The 16,739-nt window shown below is 36.2% G+C and carries 14 protein-coding genes; 13 read left to right on the forward strand and 1 reads right to left on the reverse strand.

Annotated elements, in window-relative coordinates:
* Positions 1-139: 139 nt before the first annotated feature.
* On the reverse strand, positions 140-952 hold the full coding sequence (locus LS41612_RS00470; protein ID WP_167397278.1) for a YitT family protein: 813 nt from the start codon (positions 950-952) through the stop codon (positions 140-142).
* Between the two features lie 401 nt (positions 953-1,353).
* Here LS41612_RS00470 and LS41612_RS00475 point away from each other — a divergent pair, with 401 nt between their 5' ends.
* The 13 genes from LS41612_RS00475 (at position 1,354) to LS41612_RS00535 (ending at position 16,665) form a co-directional block, all read left to right on the forward strand.
* A complete protein-coding gene (locus LS41612_RS00475) occupies positions 1,354-2,820 on the forward strand; it encodes a M23 family metallopeptidase (protein WP_024364335.1) in 1,467 nt (488 codons plus the stop codon).
* A 202-nt stretch (positions 2,821-3,022) separates the two neighbouring features.
* Positions 3,023-3,736, forward strand: coding sequence for a cell wall metabolism response regulator VicR (yycF, locus tag LS41612_RS00480; protein ID WP_024364334.1), 714 nt, complete (start codon positions 3,023-3,025; stop codon positions 3,734-3,736).
* A 5-nt stretch (positions 3,737-3,741) separates the two neighbouring features.
* Positions 3,742-5,607 carry a cell wall metabolism sensor histidine kinase WalK gene (walK, locus tag LS41612_RS00485; RefSeq protein ID WP_024364333.1) on the forward strand — a complete coding sequence of 622 codons (1,866 nt, stop codon included), beginning with the start codon at positions 3,742-3,744 and terminating at the stop codon, positions 5,605-5,607.
* The gene (locus tag LS41612_RS00490) at positions 5,604-6,920 is read left to right on the forward strand and encodes a YycH family regulatory protein (protein ID WP_024364332.1); all 1,317 of its coding nucleotides are present in this window, start codon (positions 5,604-5,606) and stop codon (positions 6,918-6,920) included. Before walK ends, LS41612_RS00490 begins: the two co-directional genes overlap by 4 nt.
* Positions 6,907-7,740 carry a two-component system regulatory protein YycI gene (locus tag LS41612_RS00495; RefSeq protein WP_024364331.1) on the forward strand — a complete coding sequence of 278 codons (834 nt, stop codon included), beginning with the start codon at positions 6,907-6,909 and terminating at the stop codon, positions 7,738-7,740. The genes LS41612_RS00490 and LS41612_RS00495 overlap by 14 nt, the downstream gene beginning before the upstream one ends.
* A 2-nt stretch (positions 7,741-7,742) precedes the next feature.
* Positions 7,743-8,531 (forward strand): MBL fold metallo-hydrolase, encoded by a 789-nt coding sequence (locus LS41612_RS00500; protein ID WP_024364330.1) that lies wholly within the window; start codon positions 7,743-7,745, stop codon positions 8,529-8,531.
* Between the two features lie 182 nt (positions 8,532-8,713).
* Positions 8,714-10,012 carry a S1C family serine protease gene (locus tag LS41612_RS00505; protein WP_024364329.1) on the forward strand — a complete coding sequence of 433 codons (1,299 nt, stop codon included), beginning with the start codon at positions 8,714-8,716 and terminating at the stop codon, positions 10,010-10,012.
* 262 nt (positions 10,013-10,274) lie between these two features.
* Positions 10,275-10,439, forward strand: a complete 165-nt coding sequence (locus tag LS41612_RS00510; RefSeq protein ID WP_036205521.1) for a CxxH/CxxC protein — start codon at positions 10,275-10,277, stop codon at positions 10,437-10,439.
* 90 nt (positions 10,440-10,529) lie between these two features.
* Positions 10,530-11,009, forward strand: coding sequence for a 23S rRNA (pseudouridine(1915)-N(3))-methyltransferase RlmH (gene rlmH, locus LS41612_RS00515; RefSeq protein ID WP_024364328.1), 480 nt, complete (start codon positions 10,530-10,532; stop codon positions 11,007-11,009).
* A 396-nt stretch (positions 11,010-11,405) separates the two neighbouring features.
* Entirely contained in the window at positions 11,406-12,353 is a 948-nt protein-coding gene (locus LS41612_RS00520; protein ID WP_024364327.1) for an ATP-binding protein, read from the forward strand.
* A 12-nt stretch (positions 12,354-12,365) separates the two neighbouring features.
* Positions 12,366-13,238: a tetratricopeptide repeat protein gene (locus LS41612_RS00525; protein WP_024364326.1), complete on the forward strand. Its 873-nt coding sequence runs from the start codon at positions 12,366-12,368 to the stop codon at positions 13,236-13,238.
* Positions 13,239-14,222: 984 nt separating this feature from the next.
* On the forward strand, positions 14,223-14,963 hold the full coding sequence (locus LS41612_RS00530; RefSeq protein ID WP_024364325.1) for a MerR family transcriptional regulator: 741 nt from the start codon (positions 14,223-14,225) through the stop codon (positions 14,961-14,963).
* Positions 14,956-16,665, forward strand: coding sequence for an ABC transporter ATP-binding protein (locus tag LS41612_RS00535; protein ID WP_029747410.1), 1,710 nt, complete (start codon positions 14,956-14,958; stop codon positions 16,663-16,665). Before LS41612_RS00530 ends, LS41612_RS00535 begins: the two co-directional genes overlap by 8 nt.
* Positions 16,666-16,739: the final 74 nt, after the last annotated feature.

Genomic DNA, 16,739 nt, shown 5'->3' on the forward strand with positions numbered 1-16,739 from the left:
GAAAAAACACCTCCAAATTGAAATTTAAGTATCTATACCCGAATTTCAATCGAAGATGCTTTTTTTATTTGTCTATACCTATTGGGGTCAGTTCCTGAGTCAATCTAACACTTTTTCTCTTTTGTCCAAGCTGTGCTTTTTAGTGAATATCCTTCTTCTTGAAGCGGCCACCTTTAACTTCTGCAATATTCCCTATTGCAAGGAATGCATGGTCGTCTATTTCCGCAACAATTGTTTTCAATTTTGATTCTTCCAAGCGTGTAATAACGGTAAAAATAACTTTTTTGTCGTTGCCTGTGTAGGCCCCCTCCCCGTGAAGAAAAGTAACCCCACGACCAAGTCGATCCATAATAGTTTGACCAATTTCTTCAATTTCATCACTGATAATATAAACAGATTTTGACTCTTCCATCCCTTGTATAACAATATCAATCATTTTATAGGCTATATAATAGGCAATGATAGAGTACATAGCTTGCTCCCATGTGAAAACAAAACCTGCAATGGTAAAAATCAGTACATTGAAGAACATAATAATCTCTCCGACTGAGAATGGAGATTTTCTATTAAATAAAATGGCTAAAATTTCAGTTCCATCTAAAGAACCACCGTAACGTATAACGATACCGACACCAATACCTAAAATCATGCCACCAAAAACTGTCGCAAGTAAAGTGTCTGTTGTAAATGGTTCAAGATTATGTAAGAAGATTGTGGTTACGGAGAGCACTGTGATGCCAAGCCCTGTAGAAAGTGCAAATGTTTTACCAATCTGTTTATAGCCTAAAAAGATAAAAGGTAAGTTTAAAACGAAGATGAAAATACCTAGGGGTAAGCTTAATAAATGCGAGGTAATAATGGAAACACCAACGATTCCTCCGTCCATAATGTGGTTGGGTACTAAAAATAGCTCTAGTCCTAATGCCATAATGATAGCACCTATGGCAACCATAACAATTCGGGCGGTTATTTTCCGAATTGTATTCTTTTTTTGCTGTCTTGCTTTAGCTATCTTAGTGGTCTGTGAATCACTCAAATCAATCGCTCCAATCAACTAGTATACGTCTCTTACTCTATTTTATCGAAATATTGAAAAAGTAAAAAGAAATATGTTTAAATACTCATTTAAAACAAAATAATAAGGATAATACTTCCTAATTTAAAAATAAAAGGAGTGAGAATAAGATTATCAAATATAAGATTTATGTAACAATTCGTAGAGAAATAATACATTTTCATTACAAAAGGGATAAAATATTCAAACGCCATTTTCTTTATGGTACATTATAGTGGTGCAAAATCTTTGTGGGTAATTAAACCTATGTTAGGCTAAAGTTGGAAGGGGCTTTATTGATGAGTTCGTCTTGTAATAAAAAAGAAGAAAGCAATCGATTCACCTACAATTTTTCTTCTTTTAAAAAAGTGTCAATTATTGCGGTACTAATGGCTAGTTTCACAATAAGCGCAGGCTTTACAAAAGAAAATAATCATAAAGAAACACTAAATAAAATATATCATGTATATGTAGAAAATGAATATATGGGTGCTGTATCTGATGACAAAGCTGTTCAAGAAATAATTGCATCGAAAGAACAGCAAGCAAGTAATCAGTATAAAGACTTATTAATCGATGCTAACTCGGTTGTGAAAATAATACCAGAGCAAGTGTTTAGTAATGAAACAAAGGATGCAGAAACTTTGGCAAAATTAGAGCAATCATTAGTTGCACAATCACCTGCCTTTGCATTACTAGTAGATAATAAGCCAATCACCTTTTTAAAAGATGCGAAAGCCTATGAAGAAACAATTCGCTTATTAAAGCTACAATATGTTTCTCAACCAGCGTTAGATGATTTACTTGCTAACCAACAATCTATAAATGAATTACCAGCTTTACAGTCTGGTGAATCACGCCTGTTAAATATTGCGTTTAAACAAGGTGTTTCAGGTGTAACACAAAAAGTAAATCCTAATGCCATTGTATCGCCTGAAGAGGCAGTGAAATACTTAATGACAGGATCCCTTGAGCAAAAAGAATATAAAATTCAATCAGGGGATGTATTAGGAGCAGTCGCTAAAAAACATAATTTAACAACTGCTGAATTAGTTGAATTAAATCCTGGTCTGACAGTAGATACCGTGTTACAAATAGGACAAGCACTAAATGTTACGGTTGCAAAACCATTTGTAACTATTGAAGTAAAACAAGAAAAGACCGTTACAGATACAATTCCATTTAAAAAAATAATGAAAGAAGACCCTACAATGTACAAAGGGGAGTCCGTTATAAAACAACAAGGCGTTAACGGGAAAAAGGAAACCTCTTACTTAATCACGACTGAAAATGGCACACGTACCTCTAAAGTAGCTTTAGAAGAAAAAGTGTTACAACAACCAGTGGATCATATTGAAGTAGTAGGGACAAAAGTAATCTCGTCTCGTGGAACGGGTGAGTTTGTTTGGCCAACAGTCGGAGGCTATGTATCTAGTGTTATGGGACAACGTTGGGGTGATATCCATCGCGGAATCGACATTGCTCGTCCTAGTAACTACAATATACTAGCTTCAGATAATGGTGTAGTAGTAGCTGCTGGCGTTTCGGGTACCTATGGTAATCGCATTGTTATCAATCATAAAAACGGCTATACAACGCTTTATGGACACTTATCTTCTATAAAGGTTAGCGTTGGGCAGGTTGTTGAAAAAGGTTCTGTTATTGGAATTATGGGCTCTACAGGAAATTCAACAGGTACACATTTACACTTTGAAGTTGAGAAAAATGGTGAGCTGGTCAATCCTTTATCATATGTAGGTCAGTAATTGTAAAAGGCAGTCCAAATAGTGGGCTGCTTTTTTGTATAGTAAGCATAAAAAACTAAATTATTTCCCAAGAAATAATTGTCGAAATACGGAAACTGTTTGTGAATAATGCATGGAAGCAAAAAGCATGTTACAGTTAAGAGTAGTAACTTTACAAATACACATTGTTTAGAATAGATGAATAGCGAAAGGGAGAGAATGTATGAGTAAAACAATTTTAGTTGTTGACGATGAGAAACCAATCGCAGATATTTTACAGTTTAATTTAATTAAAGAAGGCTACAAAGTAATTTGTGCGTATGATGGAGATGAGGCATTAGAAAAGGTTGAGGAAGAGCAGCCAGATTTAATGCTGTTAGATATAATGTTACCAAAAAGAGATGGTATGGAAGTTTGTAGAGAAATTCGAAAAAAATACGATTTCCCTATTATTATGTTAACCGCTAAAGGCTCAGAGATTGATAAAGTATTAGGGTTAGAAATGGGTGCGGATGATTACGTAACGAAGCCCTTTAGTACTCGTGAGTTAATCGCGCGTGTGAAAGCGAATATGCGTCGCCTTCAAGTAGTAGCTCCTGCAGCAGAGGAAGAAGAGGAAACATCCAATGAGATTGTAGTAGGCTCTCTTGTTATTCAACCTGACGCTTATCAGGTGATGAAGCGCGATGAAGCAATTGAATTAACACATCGTGAGTTTGAATTGCTACATTATTTAGGAAAACATATTGGACAAGTGATGACGCGTGAGCATCTTTTACAAACTGTATGGGGTTACGATTATTTCGGAGACGTACGTACAGTCGATGTAACGATTCGTCGCCTTCGTGAAAAGATCGAAGATAATCCAAGTCATCCGGCATGGATTGTCACTAGACGTGGCGTAGGGTATTATTTACGAAATCCTGAACAGGAGTAAAGGAAATGCAGAAAGTAAGCTTCTTTAAATCAATTCATGTCAAGCTTGTACTAATTTATATTTTGTTGATTATGTTGGCGTTACAAATTATAGGCATCTATTTTGCAAAGCAACTAGAGGAAAATTTGAAAAGTAATTTTCAAGAGTCTATTTTTCAGCGTGTAGATTTGATGCAATATAGCATTCGTGAAGAAATTTTAAAAGAACGCGATGAAAGTATGCCTTCACTTGAGGAAAGTTTGAAATCCATTGTAAAAGAATTTTCCACAGGGTTGAAGGATGTTTCGACAGGCGATATTTTAGAAATTCGCGTAATTGATAGTAGACAGCGTATACTTGCAACTTCAGAAGTAGATAATCAAAATTTAATAGGACAACGTTCGAATACAGACCTTGTCCGTCGAGCAATATCAGCCGAAACACTATTTGATCTGATAAAATTGGACAATAAAACGAGAAATCGAGTATGGGTGTTGGCAACGCCAATTCGTGATGGCGCTGGACCTGATGATGAAATTATCGGGGTGCTATACATTGAAGCAAATATTGAATCTGTTTTTGAGCAGATGAGTGATATTAACCGTATTTTCCTAGGGGGTACCGCTGTATCATTAGTGGTTACTATTTTCTTAGGCATTTTAGTAGCGCGTACTATTACGCAACCGATTGCTGATATGCGTAAACAAGCACAAGCCATGGCGAAAGGGAACTTTTCTCGTAAAGTACGAGTCTATGGAACTGACGAGATTGGCCAACTGGCTACTACATTTAACCACTTAACCAATCGATTGCAAGAGTCTCAATCGACGACAGAGGCTGAACGAAGGAAACTCCATTCGGTCCTTAGTAATATGACCGATGGTGTAATTGCAACAGACCGTAAAGGACGCATTATTCTTATTAATGATCCAGCCTTAGAGTTATTGCATATTTCGAGGGATATCACATTGGGACGTCCAATCGCTTCGGTGTTAGGCATCGACCAAGAATATAGCTTTGAGGATTTAATCCATATGAATGATGCCGTCAATTTGGATTTTAGCACATCAGAGGCACCGTATATTTTACGTGCCAATTTCTCGGTAATTCAAAAAGAAACAGGGTTTATTAATGGGTTAATTACTGTACTTCATGATATTACGGAGCAGGAAAAGATTGAAATGGAGCGTAGAGAGTTTGTATCGAATGTCTCACACGAACTTCGTACACCATTAACAACGATGCGTAGTTACCTTGAGGCATTAATTGATGGGGCTTGGAAAGACGAAAATATAGCACCTACATTTTTAAATGTTACGCAAACAGAGACAGAGCGAATGATTCGTTTAGTGAATGATTTACTACAATTATCACGAATGGATAGTAGTAATTACAAATTGAACACAGATATTGTGTTATTTAATTCATTCTTTAATCGGATTATCGATCGCTTTGAAATGTCTAAATCAGAAAATGTAACATTTGAACGATTACTTCCAGAGACATCCTATTACGTTGAAATTGATACGGATAAGGTGACGCAAGTAATTGATAATGTGATCTCAAATGCAATAAAATATTCTCCAGATGGGGGTAGTGTACGTTTTGGTTTTACTGTCCAAGGAGATACACTGAAGGTCATGATTTCGGATGATGGCATGGGCATTCCAAAAGAAAATGTAGGGCGTATTTTTGATCGTTTTTATCGCGTGGATCGCGCCCGTGCACGCTCTATGGGTGGTACAGGTCTTGGGCTAGCGATTGCGCGAGAAATGATTGAAGCACATGGTGGGAAGATTTGGGCTGAAAGTGAAGAGGGATATGGGACAACCGTTTTCTTCACATTACCATTTGAATTAGACGATTTTGACGAGGCAGGTGAGTGGGAATGAAATATATAGAACCGGTAAAATCCATTGTTTTATTTCTACTCGTTATGCTAAGTGTAGTACTAACCTTTATTATCTGGACATATACGCCTGATTACAACGTAATTGAGCAAACTGAAGGTAAGGAAATTTTAATTGGAACACAAAAGAAAATAGAAGATGTTATTAAGCCGTATAAAACTCTTTATAGCAGTGATGAAGAATTAACAGGTACTGTATCAAACGGCGTCATGAAAGATATTATGAATATCTTTCATGGTTGGAACATCCTAGACCTAGTTCGAGTGAACAATAATATTTCACCAGAAAATGTTAATGAGATGATACGTGCTAATAACCGTATGACTGTATTTTTTGCTGGGGAAATTCCATTTTCAGAGCTAGGTACAATTTTTAACTTTGGTGAAAAAGAGTTACCAGAGACAACGTTTAATCGCATTATAATCGATTGGACAAATTACGCTAACAAAGAAGTACAAATGTATTTCATTAGTAGCTCTAACAAAACTCTGTTACGCTCACATGTAAGTATTACAAATGCCAATCAATTTGCAAAAGATATTATTGAACCATCTAAACTGCATAGTACGTATAAAGAAGTGGAACGAGATGGCTATACGTCGCTTTACGTGCCAAATGATACAATTGAATCCGTAAAATATACGTATTATATGAATGAACTTTCACCTGAATTATTTAAAAATGTCTTATTTTCTGAGCCAAACGTTGTACAGCGTAATGTAGAAAGTGCGACATTTGAAAAATATACCGATGGCTTGTCTCTTATGACTGTGGATACAAGGTTTAAATCATTGACTTATGTATATCCAGCGGCAGAAAGTAGTGAACGCATAGAGCCATCGAAACTCTTCCGTGATAGTTTTGAATTTATCAATGAGCACGGAGGCTTTACAACAGATTACCGCTATGTATCAAGCAATCCAAGTAAAAATCAAATCGAGTACCAGCTGTATTTACAAGGTTTCCCTGTCTATAGTGATCAAGCAACAACTCGTATAACAACGGTATGGGGAGATACCCGCATTTTCCGCTATAAACGCCCTTACTTCTCTTTAGACATATCGGAAAAAGAGATTAAAGAACTGCCATCTGGTACAGAGATCGTTGAAAAAATTCATAAACTTAATAATATTGTATTATCAGATATCGATGAAATTGCTGTTGGGTATTATTTAACACAAGATGAAAATTTAAGATTATTTACATTAGAACCAAGCTGGTTTGTTATTCGCAATGGTTCATGGGTTTTACTGACACCTGAAATGCTTGGGGGTGTAAAAAATGGATTGGAATAGAACAAAATCCATTTTTATAGTTGTCTTTTTAATATTAAATATATTCTTATATTCATTGTATGTTAATCGTTACAATGAGGCGCAAAGTGTTGAAGTAACAGGTGAGAAAACGATAGATGCTCGATTGAAAGAGGATAATATTACGTATGGTATACTGCCGAATAATGTGGAAACAGCTACCTTTATTACTGGTAAAGTCCACACTTTTACGGCTGCTGATTTTACCAATCCTAATCATCGCGTAAATAATTTAGATGCAAAATTAGAAGGAAAAGAGGCGCATGTCATTCTCGTAAATCCAGTAAAATTACGAAATGTTAATGATGATGCCAGTTTCACAGAATTTGTGCAAGCAAATATTAAAGAAGGCAGTTCCTATGGATTATGGAAGGTTAATCGTGAAGAGCGTGTAGCCATCTTCTTTCAAAAAACAAATAACCGAATGCTCTATTACAATAAGAGTGGGCTGTTAAAAATACAATGGAATGCCAACGATGAAGTAACGATGTATGAACAAACGATGCTAGACAATATTGAGGAAGTGGAGCAACAACAAAGTGTGCTACCGCCAATTCAAGTGGTGCAAGCATTATACGCAAAAGGGCTTTTAAAGCCAGATTCACATGTTGACAAGATGCAGCTAGGCTATTCCACACTTGTCTATTTAACGCAAACACAAGTACTATTGCCAACATGGGAAGTACGAGTGAAATTAGAAGACGGTGAAATGGAAGAGTATTTTGTTGATGCTGTGGAAGGTAAGATTATTGAAATTCAAGAAGACAAGCAAGAGGTTGAAGAAGAAGACTGGGGAGTTTAAAGATGCGATTTAGTGTTTTAGCAAGTGGTAGTACAGGCAATTCGATTTATGTAGAGAACGATAATCATGCATTTATTGTCGATGCTGGCTTAAGTGGCAAAAAGATGGAGCAGCTCTTCACAAAAATCGATCGCAATATGAAACAGCTAAGTGGCATTTTAGTTACACATGAGCACAGTGATCATATTAAAGGAATTGGTGTCTTGGCTCGGAAATACAATGTACCGGTATATGCAAATGCTAAAACGTGGCAAGCAATGGATGGACTCGTTGGAGATATTCCGCTAGAGCAACGTTTTGAGTTTGAAATGGAGACGGTGAAGCATTTTGGCTCTTTAGCTATAGAATCTTTTGCTGTTTCACATGATGCAGCAGATCCGATGTTTTATTCATTTCATGAAAATGGTCGTAAACTCGTGGTTATTACCGATACAGGCTATGTTAGTGATCGTATGAAGGGCATTATCCGTGGCGCAGATTCCTTCGTGTTTGAAAGTAATCATGATGTCAATATGCTACAAATGGGTCGCTATCCGTGGTCTATAAAACGTCGTATTTTGAGTGATGTAGGACACGTATCGAACGAAGATGCTGCTATTGCAATGAGCGAGGTAGTATTTGAAAAGCCAACGAATATTTATTTAGCTCATTTAAGTAAAGATAATAATATGAAAGAGCTTGCGCGTATGAGTGTGACACAAACGTTGCAATCTTGCGGGATTATCGCAGGTGAGTTTGTTCATTTAGTAGATACGGATGCAGAGGAGCCAACAAAGCTAGTAACGGTTTAAGAATAAATCAGGTTCAAGCGTTCATATAAAAAAGAAAAGCTGTTCAATGACATTTTATAGTTAATGCATTGAACAGCTATTTTTTATGTCCATTTTATTTATTTTTCATGTAATTTTAATGTTTGAATCGTATGATAAAGGCAAGAATTAATAGATAGAAGTTGTACGAAAGGATGAGGAACATGAGTTATTTAAATGATAATGACAAAAACAGTGATTTTCTAAATAATGATGAAATCCAAAAATCCCCTCTACAGGAGAGATTGGAACGTGAGGAAAAAGAAATGCAAGCGAAGCGTTCTAAAAAGAAAGACGGCGGCGGGGGAAAAGGTGGCTATTTCTTTAGTGGTCTAATAGGGGTTATTATCGGTGCATTACTCGTGTGGCTAATGCTTCCTGGGCTTGTCAATCAGATGCCGGGGACAACAACAAGTAGTTCTGGTAAAAATGAGCCAACTATCAATCAGGTTGCAACAGAAGTAACAACTGATGTTACAGGTGCTGTAGAAAAAGCATCAGGTGCTGTTGTAGGTATTACCAATATTCAAGAAGTGGCAAGTGGCGGTTTTTGGAATCAGCAAACAACCCAAGATAAAGAAACAGGAAGCGGCTCAGGTGTTATTTATAAAGTAGAAGGTGATACAGCCTTTATCGTCACAAATAATCACGTTATTGAAGGCGCAAAACAGTTAGAAGTAACAATGCAAGACGGCTCAAAAGAAGAGGCACAATTAGTCGGTAGCGATGTTTGGACAGACTTAGCTGTTATTTCAATCAGTGCAAAAGATGTTAAAACAGTGGCGACATTTGGTAACTCAGATGTACTAAAACAAGGTGAAACAGTGATTGCAATCGGGAATCCACTAGGTTTAGAATTTTATGGCTCTGTAACAACAGGTGTTGTTTCAGGTAAAGACCGTTCAGTACCAGTCGATTTAAATGGCGACAAAGTTGCGGATTGGCAACAAGAAGTGTTACAAACAGATGCTGCTATTAACCCTGGTAATAGTGGTGGTGCACTAGTGAACTTAGCTGGTGAATTAATCGGCATCAACTCCATGAAAATTTCCGAATCGTCAGTGGAAGGTCTGGGCTTCTCAATTCCAATCAACTCAGCGATTCCAATTATTCAGGAATTAGAGAAAAATGGAGAAATGAAACGTCCAACGATGGGGATTTCATTAGTCGATTTAACAGACGTACCAGCGTACTACCAACAACAAACATTAAAATTACCTAAAGAAATTACAACAGGTGTTGTCATTACAGATGTTATCGCTAACTCACCAGCTTCAAAAGCAGGCGTGAAACAATATGATGTAATTGTTGAAATGGACGGTAAAAAAATCGAAACTTCGATTGATTTACGTAAGCATTTGTACAACGACAAAAAAATTGGTGATACATTAACAATGAAAGTATACCGCGAAGGTAAGTTAGTGGAATTAACACTAACATTAACAAATAGCGATTCATTGTAATAAGCTAATCGGTGGTAGATGTAAAATCTACTACCGATTTTTAATTTAAAAAATTAATCCGCAAGATGTATTTTACTAAGAGAATTTACAAATATAGATGTGGATAACTAGAAATTTGTGCATAATTACTTTACACAGCAAGTAGCGAGAGAAAGCCTTTCTTTCCTACTTGCTATTCCTTTGTTACAATAGGTTGTGGATAACATAGACCGAATTGTGCATAAGTTTGTGGAAATTTCGGAAAATAAGGAGACATGAAAAAATGGAAAAATTCAGTTGCGAAAAGCATATAGATCACGCTTTAGACATGTTTGTTGCGGAGCAAAAAGTATTCCCAATTATGGATAAAGTAGAAAAGGAAAAAAAGTTATCCACAAAATGTAGTTACTGCGAACAGCCAGCAGAATATATTGTATCAAGTAAATAACTTTACACAATATATAGAAACTACTTGTGGATATGTTGATAACTTTTGTGGATAATTTGTTTGTAAATGAAATGTAAAGGTGGATAACGTGTGAATATAACAATTGTATCAGTCGGAAAACTAAAAGAAAAGTACTTAAAAATGGGGATCGACGAATACGTAAAACGCCTTGGTGGCTATGCCAAAATGGAGTTAACGGAAGTGCCTGATGAAAAAGCACCGGAGCAATTAAGCGAGGCAGAAATGGAAATTGTGAAGAAAAAAGAAGGCGAACGGATCCTTGCAAAACTAAGCCCAGATACATACGTGATCGCCCTTGCCATTAACGGAAAAATGAAAACATCTGAAGAAATGGCAGCCGATATCGAGTCCTTGATGACGTATGGAAAAAGTAAAATTGCCTTCGTCATAGGCGGTTCACTCGGCCTACACGACGACGTCCTCAAACGTGCCGACGAAAAACAATCATTTGGCAAGATGACATTACCACATCAGCTAATGAAGTTAGTCTTGATTGAGCAAATTTACCGAAGCTTTCGCATTATTAAGGGTGAGCCTTATCATAAGTAAGTGTGGTTTTTGAATGAACAACATAGAATTGTTGATTTCTCAGCGTTCAAATGTACTGATGTATTTTTACGTTCTATTCCATTCTAAAACTTCAATTATTTGATTCCCTTGATGTTTTTGCGAATCCGGCTTTAAGACTTTGGAGCATCGTTTCTTTTTCAGCAGGTACATCGCTCTCTTTTTTATACAATGTAAAATTCTTTGTGGACTCCAGTGCAAGGGCAATAATACTATAAACGTGGTGCCAGTCACTCTAGCATATTTGTTGGAGCGACTGGCACCTTTTGTAACGTGTCTTTGGACCTGTAGACGTTTTTTACATTATATTCTAAAATTAACCCGTAAAATTATTCCAATATTTATAGAATAAAGTGAATTTAAGGGAAGGAGATTGTTATGACAATTGATCATGAAGGAAAACGAAAACAGTTAAAAGTAATCCAATTTGATAAAGATCGAAATACGCTTATTGAAAAGACTGAGCCGAGTGAAACTTTTGCTGACGTTGGTGGTTTGGAGGAAGTTAAGAAAAAGATTCAAATGAATTTTATTCTCCCTCTTAAAAATCCGGAGTTTTTTAAAGCATATGGGAAAGAAGCGGGTGGAAGTTTACTGCTTTATGGACCACCAGGTTGTGGGAAAACATTTTTAGCAAAAGCGATTGCTGGTGAAATTAACGCTAGTTTTATACATATGGAATTACAGGCAATTTTATCGATGTATATAGGAGAAAGTGAACATAATCTACACGATGTATTTGAAGCTGCGCGGGAAAACAAACCATGTGTCTTATTTATTGATGAATTGGATGCAATTGGTGGAAATCGTCAAAACATGAGACAGCATCATGAGCGAATGCTTGTCAATCAATTACTTCTTGAGTTAGATGGATTAGATGCTCATAACAATGGCATTTATGTCATTGGTGCAACGAATACACCGTGGTATTTGGATTCCGCATTAAGGAGACCAGGTCGTTTCAATCAATTACTTTTTATTTCCCCTCCTGCTGTAGAGGAAAGGGAGGTCATTCTGAAACTAAAGATGAAAGACAAGCCACAGAACGCACTTAATCATAAAAAAATTGCTAGTAAAACAGCTCATTTCTCGGGGGCAGATCTTGAACAACTTGTTGGGGATGCCATCGAGTCCGCATTACAACGTTCATTGGAAATGGGCGAATTGCAACCGTTAACGAATAATGATTTAAGCGAAGCATTGAGCCGCCGTAAACCAACAACTTTGGAATGGTTTTCAACAGCTAAAAATTATGCCACCTTTAGTGATGTGAATAAAGACTATCAACAAGTCCTGGAATATTTAAAAGAGAATAAGATTAGATAGGGTGTGGAATGCGTGAATGAAGAGGCGCAATATGCACAATTCATCCGGATTGAACAATTATATGAATGGGAACGTTTGCAAGAAGCTATTAAAGAGACGGAAAACTATATTCAACAATACCCCGAAGATGCGGATGGCTATGCCGTACTTAGTAAGGTTTATTTAAAACAAGGGGACCACAAAAAGGCCTTACATTGGTCACTAGAATCATTAAAGAAAGACCCAGAAAATGAAATTGCATGGGAATTTAGGGTAAGTACACTTTACACGGCTGGTAAATATAAAGAGACAATGACTGCAATTCAAGAGGCTTTAACGCTGTTTCCTGATGACGCCTTTTATTATTTTTTAAAAGGGAATATTTACAATAAAAATGGGGAGTACGAGGAGGCGAAAGAAAGTTTTCTTATAGCGTTAAAGTTGGAACCATCCAATGCGTTGTATCTTGCGAGCTATAGTTATGTTGAAAGTATTTTGGGGAACCAAGAAATTGCTCTCCAAGCAGAAAAACAAGCGTTACAACTAGATTCAGAGAGTTCGATGGTCTTTTTGTATGTAGCTTGGGCTGCTGACCAAAGAGGAGATTACGCGCAGGCATTGTCTTATTTGGAAAATGCAGTTCGATTAGAACCTAACAATCAGCAATTAAGAGTAGAGTACTTAGAAATTTTGCAAAAGCAATTTAAGGTGTACCAATGGCTCTTGGTGCCTTCTAGAATGTTAAATAAAGTAAAGCCGGCAATGGTATTTATTATTTGGTTTGTGGCCTGGATGTTATTCAAGCCTCTTGTAGTTGTTTTTATTATTTTATATGTTGCTGCTCATTGGATAACAAAAATGATTGTCAATGTAAAAGTGTTCGGTCGGTTATTTGTAAAGGTGTAAATAATACCAAGCAGTCACTGTTTAATAATCCGTTTTGAAATAATAAGGGGAGACGATATTATTAGCAACTACTGCTATATTGAATTTTTCATTTCACCATAGTGTTATATTGCAACGAATTGAGTCTTTATTTGGCTATATTAAAAAATGAAAGAGGACACTATTCAAATTGAAAATTTTGATAATGATACTGCGTTAATGGACTTTTTTTACAGAATATGGGGTGTCCTATTTTTGGTGGCCGCGTAGAAATTTGTGAAACGATTGAAAGACTATATTTCAATCCAATTGGATTACCATATGGGGGAATGAGCCTTTGCAGGAAGCAATCAAGTCATTTGGGGTAAAAATTATAAATGTGCACGGGTAATTATGTTTTAGTCTTAAATATCAATACTGAAAGCTTCTCTGAGCATTACGAGAAAAAAATAGGAAAGAGATACAAGGATCAGTAAAGCGTAAGGAGTATATAAATAGTCTATTAACAAAGGAACTTTCACCAATATCTGTTTATCGCCATTTTAATAATGGAAATTCTCCTTTATTTCTATAAAGAGTACTTCGGAACGCTACATACCGGTGTCTATTCACCAAAAGATTTAAGCCTCATAATTGGTGTAGGAGAGAATAGTGAACCAATTATGTTTTCCCTAAGAAAATATTTGTATGGAACTTTAAGTCTTTCTGGAGTTATGAAAGGAAGAATTAATCAAGCTTTATAAAATTGACTAACCTCTTTTGGTTTTGGAGTAGCATAATTGGTGATCAAATGTAAACTAAATAAAAACCGCACTTAAAGTAGGTAAGGTTCACCGTACCTACTTTAAGTGCGGTTGATAATCCCACAACAATAATCATCGCAAAAATATATAGATTGTCATTCACTAAAGAACACGAAATGGGTGTTCTTTTTTATTTATTGAGGAAAGTAGTTGCAACTGACGTAACGGTAGATTTTATACTGGAGGAAAGGGAGCTGAAAATATGTATTCAATTGGGCAATTTGCAAAGAAGACAGGGCTAACGGTACGGGCTTTACGATTTTATAGTGAAAAGGGATTGATAGAACCATGCTATATTTCAGAATCGGGGCATCGTTATTATAATGATGGTAACATAGAGACCCTTCAAAAAATCGTCACATTAAAATATTTAGATTATTCTTTGGAGGAGATAGATGATATTTTACAGAACGGGGAACAGCAGTTAATCGAATCATTAATGTTTCAAAAACGCCAATTAGAGAAGAAGCGAAATCAAATCGATCGGGTAATTACGAGCTTGGATCAGGCGATTAACATAGGAAAACAAAAAGAAGCCATTGATACATCCATTTTTTTAACGATGATATTTAACTTACTCAAAGAGGATGAGCAACGAGACTATTGGCGAGGTAAGTTACCTGATGAGTTAATCGAGCGACTATACGACTTTTCCGGAATAAACATGATTGAATTTAATCGAAAATACATGGCTTTAGCTAATCAATTGAAGCAGGCATATATCCAACCGATTCAAGATGATTCTTTAAAAGCACTAATGGAGCAGCTATTATCATTAATTCCACAAGATATGGTAGAAGATTTAGTCGAAGTATTAAAGGAATATGAAGATATTGAGCTTAATGATTGGTTATTCCCTACACCTTTTACAAAGGAAGAGGAAGAATGGTTTATTTCGCAGGCTGAACGACTAGGAGTGTATAGGGGGGAAGCTGATGAATAATTCAGTACGAGGCATTTGGCAGCTTGTGAATAGCAATCGATTATCAAAGAAACTGACGATAGGCACTCTTTTACTGAGTATTGTTGAAACACTTATTGGATTGACTGTGCCATTATTTACGATGAGAATGATTAATGATTTTTCAACGATTGGTTTCTCATGGCAGTCCATTTTATTAGTAGGTGTATTTCTTATTTTCCAGGCTGTACTTAGTGGTGTAACGTTTTATATGATGCGTAAGCTTGGGGAAAGAATTGTGGCTAATTTGCGTATGAAGGTATGGGCGCATGTTTTACGGTTACGTATTCCTTACTTTGATGCACATGAATCTGGGGAAACCATGAGCAGAATTACGCAAGATACGAATGTTATTAAGGAACTTATTACAGATCATTTAATTAGTTTTATTTCGGGCTTATTTGCCATCGTGGGTGCGGTAATCATATTAATCATCATTGATTGGAAAATGACATTATTGATGCTAATATCAGTGCCGGTAGCCATTTTATTGACCTTGCCTCTGGGACAACGTATTCATAAAATCGCGAGGGCAAATCAAGATGAGCTTGCTAGTTTTACAGGACAGTTGGGGCGTGTATTAACGAATATACGACTCGTGAAAACGTCGCAAACAGAAAATTATGAGCAGCTAAATGGAGAAGAAAAAATCCAACATTTGTATCAATTTGGATTAAAAGAATCAAAAATTTTAGCCGTGATATCACCCATTATGACGTTTATTATGATGGTGGTACTCATTTTATTATTCGGCTATGGCGGCGCAAAAGTAGCAACAGGTGCGATTACTGCAGGTGAACTTGTAGCAATCATTATTTACCTTGTTCAAATCATTATTCCATTTACACAAATGGCAACATTTTTCACTTCTCTTCAAAAGGCAATGGGTGCAACAGAACGATTACAAGAAATTTTAAATGAACCAATTGAAGGACATGGAAAAAATGCTATTGCGCCTTCCAATGAGTCAATTACTTTTGAAAATGTTGTGTTTCAATACAATGATAATCCAATTTTAAAAGGTATTTCTTTTACGATTCCAACTGGTAAAACAACCGCATTGGTTAGTGCCAGTGGCGGAGGGAAAACGACAATGTTTTCATTAATAGAACAATTTTATCATGTTACAGAGGGTACTATTCGATTTGGAGAACAGCCAATTGAACAAATCCATTTAAAGGAGTGGCGTAGCTTATTTGGATATGTTTCGCAAGAAGCTCCACTTATGAATGGCACAATTCGTGATAATGTAACATATGGAAAAAGTGATGTTTTAGAAACAGATATTATAGAGGCATTAAAAAATGCCTACGCATGGGATTTTGTTCAACAGTTTGAAAAAGGATTAGATACAGAAGTAGGCGAAGGGGGAATTAAATTATCAGGGGGACAAAGACAACGGATAGCAATCGCACGTGCATTATTCCGAAATCCAGCAATCCTATTATTAGATGAAGCAACATCTAACCTTGATAATGACTCAGAGCGAGCGGTACAAAAGGCAATAGAGTATGTTATGAAAGGACGTACAACCGTTATTATTGCACACCGCTTATCTACAATTGTACATGCCGATCAAATTTTAGTGTTTGAGGATGGCCTTATTACGGGTTCAGGAAAACATGAGGAACTTCAAGAACATCATACGTATTATAAACAGCTAATTAAACTAATGACACAGTAAAAGATTGCTCTTCGTAAGACATATTCAAAGAAAAATGAATATGTCTTTTTTATGTTATAAGGCGTTAATAGGTA

It is taken from the genome of Lysinibacillus sphaericus, assembly GCF_002982115.1.
Classification (GTDB): Bacteria; Bacillota; Bacilli; order Bacillales_A; family Planococcaceae; genus Lysinibacillus; species Lysinibacillus sphaericus.